Consider the following 8603-nt stretch of genomic DNA (forward strand, 5'->3'; position numbering starts at 1 on the left):
CGTTAGCCTCGCCCGATCGCCAACACGCACCTCTCTCACGCGATCGCAGCCGCGCTGTCTGCGATCTGGTCTCGTCGTAACGTTCGCCTGCGCTCACGTTAGCCTCGCCCGATCGCCAACACGCACCTCTCTCACGCGATCGCAGCCGCGCCGCTTACGATCTCCGAGATCTCTTTGGTGATGGCCGCCTGACGGGTCTTGTTGTAGATCAGCGTCAGCTCGTCGATCAGGTTGCCCGCGTTGTCGGAGGCAGCCTTCATGGCCACCATGCGGGCACTCTGCTCTGAGGCCATATTCTCCACCACGTATTGGTACACCTGGGCTTCCGTCGCTCGGGTGAACACGGCGTCTAACAGGGGTTTGGCCTCGGGCTCGTACAGGTAGTCCCACAGGCCGGTGCCCGCCAGTCCGGTGATCGGCTTGCCCTCGTAGTCCGTGAGCTGCTGGGGAATGGGCAGCATCTGGGCCTGCATCGGCTCCTGGCGCATGGTGTTGACGAAGCGGTTGTAGAAGGCGTACAGCTCGTCGATCCGGCCCTCGCTGTAGCTATCGAGCAGCACTTTGACCGGCCCGATCAGCTTCTCCAGGTGGGGCGTGTCGCCCAGGTTGGTGACGTGGGAGACGATGTTGGCGCCCATGCGTTGCATGAAGCCGAAGCCTTTGTTGCCGATGGCGCACACGTCGATTTCGATCCCGCGCGCTTGCCACTCTTTCATCTGGTTGACTGCCAGGCGCAGCACGTTGGTGTTTAGGCCGCCGCACAGCCCCTTGTCCGAGGTCACCACGATGATGCCCACGCGCCGCACCTGCTCCCGTTTGACGAGAAACGGGTGTTTGTACTCGGTATGGGCCCGGGCGAGGTGCATCATCACCCGCGCGATGTTGAGGGCGTAGGGGCGCGAGGCGCGCATGCGCTCCTGGGCCTTGCGCATCTTGGAGGCGGCCACCATCTCCATCGCCTTGGTGATCTTCTGCGTGTTCCTGATGCTTTTGATCTTGTTGCGTATCTCGCGGCTTCCGGCCATGGCGCGATCTTCCTCGAGCAGCTCTTCAGAAGGTGGCAGTCTTCTTGTACGCTTCGATGGCCGCGGCAAGCGCCTTTTCCGTGTCCCCATCCAGGTCCTTGGTCTCCTCGATCTTTGCCAGGATCTGGGGATGCTGGCTCTTCATGTAGGCGCGCAGGCCCGCTTCGAAGGCGAGACACTGCTTGACGTCGATGTCGTCCACGTAGCCGTTATTCACTGCGTACAGGGTCAGGGCCATCTCGGCCACCGACAGGGGGGAGTACTGGGGCTGCTTCATCAGCTCCGTCACCCGGCGCCCCCGCTCAAGCTGCCGCCGAGTGGTCTCATCCAGGTCGGAAGCGAACTGAGCGAAAGCCGCCAGCTCCCGGTACTGGGCGAGCGCTAGACGCACGCCGCCGCCCAATTTCTTGATTACTTTGGTCTGGGCCGCGCCCCCCACTCGCGACACCGAGATGCCGGCGTTGATGGCGGGCCGGATACCGGCGTTGAACAGATCGGTCTCGAGGAAGATTTGCCCGTCGGTGATGGAGATCACGTTAGTCGGGATGAACGCCGTCACGTCCCCCGCTTGGGTCTCGATGATAGGCAAAGCGGTCAAAGAGCCGGTCTTGCCCTTCACGGCACCCTTGGTGAACCGCTCCACATAGGCCTCGTTCACCCGGGCGCCGCGCTCGAGCAGCCGGGAGTGGAGGTAGAACACGTCTCCCGGGTACGCCTCCCGTCCGGGCGGGCGGCGCAGGAGCAGGGAAATCTGCCGATAGGCCCAGGCGTGCTTAGTCAGGTCATCGTAGATGATGAGGGCATCCTGGCCGCGGTCGCGGAAGTACTCGCCCATGGTGCAGCCGGCGTAAGGGGCGATGTACTGCATGGCCGCCGATTCGGAAGCGGAAGCCGCCACCACGATGGTGTAGTCCATCGCCCCGTGCTCTTCGAGCTTGCGGATCACATTTTTGATGGTGGAGGCCTTCTGGCCGATGCCCACGTAGATGCAGAAGAGGTCTTTGCCTTTTTGGTTGATGATGGTGTCCACCGCCACTGCGGTCTTGCCAGTCTGACGGTCGCCGATGATGAGCTCCCGCTGGCCGCGTCCGATGGGCACCATGGCGTCGATGGCTTTGAGACCGGTCTGCACCGGCTGGGACACCGATTTGCGCCAGATCACTCCCGGGGCGATCTTCTCGATGGGGTCGGTGAGCTTAGCGTTGATGGGTCCCTTGCCGTCGATGGGCTGTCCGAGGGCATTGACCACGCGTCCGATCAGCTCGGGTCCGACCGGCACCTGGAGGATGCGGCCCGTGCATTTGACGGTGTCGCCCTCGGTGATGTGCTCGTAGTCGCCCAGCACTACCCCCCCCACCGAGTCCCGCTCCAGGTTGAGTGCTAGGCCGAAGGTGTTGCCGGGAAACTCCAGCATCTCTCCCTGCATCACGTCGGCGAGCCCGTGGATGCGCACGATGCCGTCGGTCACCGACACCACCGTGCCTTCGGTGCGCGTCTCGGCCGTGACCGCCAGGTTCTGGATCTTGCTCTTGATCAGCTCGCTGATCTCGGAAGGATTAAGCTGCATGGTCACTCCTCGAAAATATCGCCGCCGCTGCAGGCAGCGCCGGCATCAATTCCGCTGCTTCAAGCCGCCAGGGCTGCCGCCATGGCCTGCAGTTTGCCGCGCACCGACGCGTCCAGCACTTCGTCGCCCACGTGGATGCGCACTCCGCCGATCAGCTCCGGCTCGACCCTTACCCTAGCGCTCACCTCGCGCCGGTACTTCGCCTTGAGCCATTGCACCAGCTCGGCTTTCTGGGCTTCGTCCAGCTCGTAGGCCGACTCGATTTCCACCTCCAGCACGCCTTCTTGCTGCCGCCGCAGCTCCTCGTAGAGCTCCCGGATCTGGGGCAGCAGCGCAAGGCGCCCATTGTCGATCAGCACCAGGATGAAGTTGCGGGCCTCGGCGGTGAGCCCTTCGCCGCAGATGCCGAGGAAGAGGTCAGCGAGCCGCTTGCGAGTCACGAGGGGGTTACCCAGCAGGACGCGCACATGAGGATGCTCGGCCACGGCGCACGCCAGCGCCAGCATTTCGGACCAGCGGGCGAGCGCCTGCTGCTCGCTAGCCAGCTTGAATACGGCCTCGGCGTAGGGCCGCGCAATGGTGATGGGCTCGGCCATGGCGTGCCTACAGCTCCTTTTCGATCTGGGCCAGAATGTCCCGGTGGACCTTGGGGTCCACCTCCCGGCGCAGGATCTTTTCGGCACCCGCAACCGCCAGCGCCGCCACCTGCTGCCGCAGCGCCTCCTTGGCGCGAAACACCTCCTGCTCGATCTGGGCCTTGGCGCTGGCGATCAGCCGCTCGCCCTCTTGCTTGGCGGCAGCCTTGGCCTCTTCGATGATCTGGGCAGACTGACGCTCGGCGTTCGCCAGGATCTCGGCAGCCTGGTGCTTGGCCTCCCGCAGAATCTCCGACGAGCGCCGGCCTGCCAGCTCGAGCTCGTGCTTGCCGCGCTCCGCCGCCGCGAGGCCATCGGCGATCCGCTTCTGGCGCTCTTCCATGGCCCGCATCAAATAGGGCCAGATCAGCTTCATCGTGAACACGACGAGCAGAATGAAGGTGATCATCTGCCCGATGATCGTGACGTTAATGTTCACTGGAGCGCTCCTCTCAAGTCCCCGGCACCCGGCGCATTAGCCGCCGGCCGCTTTCTGTACCACCGCGAGGAAGCCAAACGGGTCGGCGAACAGTACGTACAGACCCATCGCCGCGCTGATCATGGGCACGGCGTCCACCAGGCCCGCCACCAGGAAGAAGCGGCCCGTGAGCATGGGCATCAGCTCCGGCTGGCGGGCGAGCCCCTCCAGGAAGCGGCCTCCCAACAGGCCCACGCCGACGGCGGCGCCGAGCGCCCCCAGCCCCAGCATGAGGGCTACACCGATCATCGCGAGGCCGTGCACGTTGCCAAGAATAGCGATTGTTTCCATTTTTTCTCCCGAAGTTGATGGTCAAAGAAAGCGAAATCAGTGGGTCTCGTGGGCCATGCTGAGGTAGACGATGGTGAGCATCATGAAGATGTAGGCCTGCAGCGTAATGATCAGGATGTGGAACACGGCCCACGGCCAGGACAGCAGCGGCTGGATATAAAAAGGCAGCAGGGCGATCAAAATGAATACCATCTCGCCCGCGTACATGTTGCCGAAAAGCCGCAGCGCCAGGGACAGGGGCTTTGACAGGTCCTCGATGATGCGAAACAGGATGTTCACCGGCGCGAGCCACTTGCCGAAGGGGGCGTGGGTGACCTCGTGCAGGAAACCTCCGAGCCCCTTGATCTTGAAGTTGTAGTAGATCATGAGCAGGAAGACCGAGATCGACATGGCGAACGTCATGTTAGGGTCGGTGGTCGGCACTAGTTTCATGTGCACACCGAAGACCGCCAGGATGTCGATCGGCAGCAGATCCATGGCGTTACAGATGAACACCCACACGAAGATGGTAAGAGCGAGCGGAGCGATGAGCTCGCTCTTGCCATGGAACATCACTTTCACTTGGCTGTCGACGAACTCCACCAGCCATTCGACGAAGTTTTGCCATTTGCCGGGAACGTCGGAGGTGGCGTTTTTGGCCGCTTTGTAGAACAGGCCGAAAACGATGGCGCCCAAAAGGGCAGAAAAGAACAGGGTGTCGATGTGCAGAGTCCAGAAGCCACTGCCGATCTTGGCATTGGTCAGATGGCCGATGATGTATTCGGAGGCGGACTGAGGCGCTTGTGTGCTCATCGTTGTTTGATGACCGGAACGTCAAACCATAAAACCAGCCAATAGACTCCCAGGGTCCCGAGGTAGGTCAGAAACAGGGGCCAGAACCTGAGCTCTGCGAAAGCGATGAAAGTCGCCGCAAAGAGCGCCAGGGTGACGACGATCTTCAAGAATTCCGCCACGTACCCGGCCCGCCACTGCTTTTCGAGCGTCCCCCCGGCAGCGGCCCGAACCGTCAACGCGTAAACGAGGCTCGGGACGAAGCCGATGGCCCCGCCGGCGCTGGCCGAAGCTACCGCCAATTTCCCTCCCCAGACGGCCGCGAGCAGCGCGCCGAGCACGGTGACCGCGATCTGGGCATAGATGACGCGTGCGATCGTCCGATTCACGGCCCCAGGGGCATCCGCCGGCGGGCAGCCCACGCAAAAGACTAAAAATTTTACTGGGCGTCCTCAAAGCCCGTCAACGGCGATCGCACGCAATGAACGGGGAGAGAGAAGAAAAATATTTTATTATCAATTACTTATAATTTACCTTGTTCATGCTGCGCTGCATTAATGACGGGAGGCGACGCCCAGCCTGCTCAAGAGGTGTTCCAGCTGCTCCAGGGTGACGTAGTGCAGGATGAGCCGCCCCCGGCCCCGGGCTCCCGGCTTGATCTCCACCCTGGTCCCGAGCGCCGCAGCCACTTCCTCCTCCAGCCGGCGCACGTCTCGATCGACCCGCCGGGCCTTGGGAGCTTCGGCCGTGGCGCCGCCTCTCTGGACCAGGCGCTCCGTCTCCCGTACCGAGAGCTGCTTCGCCACCACGAGCCGAGCGGTTTGCACCTGTTGCGCCGCTGGAAGGGCAAGCAACGCCCGGGCGTGGCCCATGTCCAGCGTGCCCTCCAGAAGCAGCTCCTGAACTGGCTGGGCCAGGTGGAGAAGCCGTAGCAGGTTGGTGACCGCACTGCGGGAGTAGCCCAGGGCCTCGGCCGCCTGCTGGTGGGTCATGCCGAACTCCTCGGTCAAGCGCTGAATCCCCCGGGCCTGCTCCAAGGGGTTCAGGTCCTCCCGCTGGATATTCTCGATCAGCGCCATGGCGAGGGCCGCCTCGTCCGGGACCTCCCGCACCACCACCGGGATCTCCCTGAGGCCCGCCAACTGAGCGGCGCGCCAACGGCGCTCGCCGGCGATGATCTCGTAGCGCCCGTCCCCCTGGGGTCTCGCCAGGATGGGCTGCATGATCCCTTGCGCCTTGATGGAGTCCGCCAGGGCTTGGAGGGACGCCTCGTCCATTCGAACTCGGGGCTGGTAGCGCCCGGGGCACAGCGCTGTGACCTCGAGCGTCCGCACCTCCTCCGATCGGGAGGCTTGGCCAGTGGCGTCCAGGAGGGCGTCCAGTCCCCGCCCCAGTCCTTTCACTTTTGCCATGATGGATGCCCTTTCTTTAGGTTTGGCCCGCCTCCGGCACCGGGTGCCGGTTGAGCAGTTCCCCGGCCAAGGCCAGGTACGCCTGACATCCTTTGGAGGTCCGGTCGTGCTGCAACACGGGGACGCCAAAGCTGGGGGCTTCCGCCAGCCGCACGTTGCGCGGGATCACGGTACGGTAGACCTTGTCGCCGAAATGCTGCACCAGCTGGGCGGACACTTGCAGGGAAAGGGTGTTGCGCGGGTCGAACATGGTGCGCAGCAGCCCCTCGATCTCCAGGCGCGGATTGAGATGGGCCCGCACCCGACGGATGGTCTGCACCAGGTCGGACAACCCCTCCAGGGCATAGTATTCGCACTGCATCGGAATCATCACCGAGTGGGCGGCGGTCAGCCCATTGACTGTGAGCAAGTTCAGCGCCGGCGGGCAATCGAGGAAAATGAAGTCGTAGGCCTCTTCCACTTCCGCCAGCGCCCGCTTGAGGCACGACTCCCGGTCGGGCAATTCCACCAGCTCCACTTCCGCTCCCGCCAACTCCCGGTTGGCAGGAAGCAGATGGTAGCCGCAGGGCTGTCCGGTGATCAGGATGTCCTTGATTCTCGCTTGGCCCAGCAGCACGTGATAGACGGTGCGGGAAAGCTTGCGCTTGTCCACGCCGCTGCCCATGGTGGCGTTGCCCTGAGGATCCAGATCCACCAGCAACACCCGGCGGGAAGCCGCCGCCAGGCTGGCCGCCAGGTTCACGCTGGTGGTGGTCTTGCCGACGCCCCCTTTCTGATTCGCGACCGCCAGAATCCGTGCCATGGTCCCGCTTCCTTCCTGCCAAAACGTCAGGCCTCGGGCGATTCTGCGCCGGGCGGCGCTTCCTTGCGCAGAAGCACCACGTGTCGGGCTGCCTCCAGGCCCGGGACTTGGAGGGACACCACCTGCTCCACCCGGTAGAGGGAAGGGATTGCCTCCAGCTCCTCCCTCGGGTACTCCCCTTTCATCGCCAATATTTGCCCCCCTGGGCGAACCAGATGGCCCGCCAGCCGCAGCAGCTGCGGCAGTGCCGAGAAAGCCCGGGAGACGATCCCATCGAAGGCAGTGGGCGGCGTCCAGCCTTCTACCCGCTGCCGCGCCACGGTCACGTTGGCGAGCCCGAGCTCCGCTTTTGCTTGGACGAGAAACGCCGCTTTTTTCTGGCGGCTCTCGATCAAGGTGACTTCCAGCGCCGGCCGGGCGATGGCCAGGGGTATTCCCGGCAACCCCGCCCCGCTGCCCACATCTGCGATTCGTGGCCCCTCGATCAAAGGCAAAATCGCAAGCGCATCCAATAGATGGTGCGTGACCATGCGGTCGAGCGCGCAAATCGCCGTGAGGCTATAAACCCGATTCCACTTCGCCAGCAAGGCGATATAGTCGAGAAGGCGCTGGATCCCCTCGGGCGCCAGCCCCAGGCCCAACCGGGCGAGCCCTTCTTCCAGGCGCCGGGCTTCCCTTAAGCCCGCTTCTTCTGCTCTGGCCTTGGCGTGCAGGAGAGACCCCGTTTGAGATGCACCAGCAGGAGAGAAATCGCCGCCGGGGTCACCCCCGAGATCCGGGCCGCCTGGCCTAGCGTTTCGGGCCGGTGGAGGTTCAACTTTTGCTGCACCTCCACCGACAGTCCGCGCACCGTGGTGTAGTCCAGATCTTGGGGCAGGCGGGTCGATTCCAGGCTGCGCTGACGCGCCACCTCATCCCTCTGCCGCTCGATGTACCCATGGTACTTGGCCTGGATCTCCACCTGTTCGGCGGCTTGGGTATCCTCCAGCCCAGGCCCCACGCCGGGCAGGGTCATCAGGCGGCGGTACGTGACCTCCGGCCGCCGCAATAGCTCCAGGGCAGAGACCTCCCGCTCCAAGGGTTTGCCGAAAAGACGCGCTTGCGCCTGCGGATCCAGCAAGCGCGGGTTGACCCAGGTATTCTTGAGCCGCTCCTGCTCCCGGGCGATGGCGTCCCGCTTGCGGCAGAAGCGCTCCCAGCGCACGTCGTCCACCAGACCGAGCCGCCGCCCGGTTTCGGTGAGCCGCAGATCCGCATTGTCCTCCCGCAGGCTCAAGCGGTATTCGGCCCGGCTCGTGAACATGCGATAGGGCTCGGTCACACCCCGCGTGATGAGGTCGTCCACCAGGACCCCCAGGTAGGCCTCGTCCCGGCGTGGGCTCCAGGGCTCCCGCTCCTGGACCTTAAGCGCTGCATTGATCCCCGCAAGCAGGCCCTGAGCCGCCGCCTCTTCGTAGCCCGTGGTGCCGTTGATCTGTCCGGCGAAGAACAGCCCCTCGATCTGTTTCGTCTCTAGGGAGCTCTTGAGCCACCGCGGATCGAAATAATCGTATTCGATGGCGTAACCGGGCCGGGTGATGTGGGCATTTTCCAAGCCGCGAATGGAGCGCACCACCGCCAAT

Annotated in this window: 11 protein-coding genes; all 11 read right to left on the reverse strand. The window is 63.8% G+C overall.

Going from position 1 to position 8603, the window contains the following annotated elements; all coding sequences use genetic code 11:
• Window positions 1-131 precede the first annotated feature (131 nt).
• Window positions 132-1025 (reverse strand): F0F1 ATP synthase subunit gamma, encoded by an 894-nt coding sequence (gene atpG, locus V7Q81_RS10225; RefSeq protein WP_333842817.1) that lies wholly within the window; start codon window positions 1023-1025, stop codon window positions 132-134.
• A gap of 25 nt (window positions 1026-1050) precedes the next feature.
• Complete coding sequence (gene atpA / locus V7Q81_RS10230; RefSeq protein WP_333842819.1) at window positions 1051-2592, reverse strand: F0F1 ATP synthase subunit alpha; 1542 nt, start codon at window positions 2590-2592, stop codon at window positions 1051-1053.
• A gap of 59 nt (window positions 2593-2651) precedes the next feature.
• Entirely contained in the window at window positions 2652-3188 is a 537-nt protein-coding gene (locus V7Q81_RS10235) for a F0F1 ATP synthase subunit delta (RefSeq protein ID WP_333842821.1), read from the reverse strand.
• 7 nt (window positions 3189-3195) lie between these two features.
• Window positions 3196-3666 (reverse strand): F0F1 ATP synthase subunit B, encoded by a 471-nt coding sequence (locus tag V7Q81_RS10240; protein ID WP_333842823.1) that lies wholly within the window; start codon window positions 3664-3666, stop codon window positions 3196-3198.
• A 36-nt stretch (window positions 3667-3702) separates the two neighbouring features.
• Entirely contained in the window at window positions 3703-3996 is a 294-nt protein-coding gene (gene atpE / locus V7Q81_RS10245) for a F0F1 ATP synthase subunit C (protein ID WP_333842825.1), read from the reverse strand.
• Window positions 3997-4032: 36 nt separating this feature from the next.
• Window positions 4033-4788, reverse strand: a complete 756-nt coding sequence (atpB, locus tag V7Q81_RS10250; protein WP_333842827.1) for a F0F1 ATP synthase subunit A — start codon at window positions 4786-4788, stop codon at window positions 4033-4035.
• Window positions 4785-5156, reverse strand: coding sequence for an ATP synthase subunit I (locus V7Q81_RS10255; protein WP_333842830.1), 372 nt, complete (start codon window positions 5154-5156; stop codon window positions 4785-4787). The genes atpB and V7Q81_RS10255 overlap by 4 nt, the downstream gene beginning before the upstream one ends.
• Before the next feature lie 165 nt (window positions 5157-5321).
• Window positions 5322-6179 carry a ParB/RepB/Spo0J family partition protein gene (locus V7Q81_RS10260; RefSeq protein WP_333842833.1) on the reverse strand — a complete coding sequence of 286 codons (858 nt, stop codon included), beginning with the start codon at window positions 6177-6179 and terminating at the stop codon, window positions 5322-5324.
• 16 nt (window positions 6180-6195) lie between these two features.
• Complete coding sequence (locus tag V7Q81_RS10265) at window positions 6196-6981, reverse strand: ParA family protein (protein ID WP_333842835.1); 786 nt, start codon at window positions 6979-6981, stop codon at window positions 6196-6198.
• A 26-nt stretch (window positions 6982-7007) separates the two neighbouring features.
• A complete protein-coding gene (rsmG, locus tag V7Q81_RS10270; protein WP_333842837.1) occupies window positions 7008-7622 on the reverse strand; it encodes a 16S rRNA (guanine(527)-N(7))-methyltransferase RsmG in 615 nt (204 codons plus the stop codon).
• Between the two features lie 35 nt (window positions 7623-7657).
• Window positions 7658-8603: FAD-dependent oxidoreductase (locus V7Q81_RS10275; protein ID WP_333842839.1), on the reverse strand; the 946-nt coding region annotated here is incomplete at its 5' end.

Source organism: Pelomicrobium sp. (assembly GCF_036803785.1).
Classification (GTDB): domain Bacteria; phylum Pseudomonadota; class Gammaproteobacteria; order Burkholderiales; family UBA6910; genus Pelomicrobium.

Excerpts from the sequence above, each read along its gene's own strand:
- atpG (WP_333842817.1), bottom strand. The coding sequence starts at position 1,025 with ATGGCCGGAAGCCGCGAGATACGCAACAAGATCAAAAGCATCAGGAAC.
- atpA (WP_333842819.1), bottom strand. The coding sequence starts at position 2,592 with ATGCAGCTTAATCCTTCCGAGATCAGCGAGCTGATCAAGAGCAAGATC.
- V7Q81_RS10235 (WP_333842821.1), bottom strand. The coding sequence starts at position 3,188 with ATGGCCGAGCCCATCACCATTGCGCGGCCCTACGCCGAGGCCGTATTC.
- atpE (WP_333842825.1), bottom strand. The coding sequence starts at position 3,996 with ATGGAAACAATCGCTATTCTTGGCAACGTGCACGGCCTCGCGATGATC.
- atpB (WP_333842827.1), bottom strand. The coding sequence starts at position 4,788 with ATGAGCACACAAGCGCCTCAGTCCGCCTCCGAATACATCATCGGCCAT.
- V7Q81_RS10260 (WP_333842833.1), bottom strand. The coding sequence starts at position 6,179 with ATGGCAAAAGTGAAAGGACTGGGGCGGGGACTGGACGCCCTCCTGGAC.
- V7Q81_RS10265 (WP_333842835.1), bottom strand. The coding sequence starts at position 6,981 with ATGGCACGGATTCTGGCGGTCGCGAATCAGAAAGGGGGCGTCGGCAAG.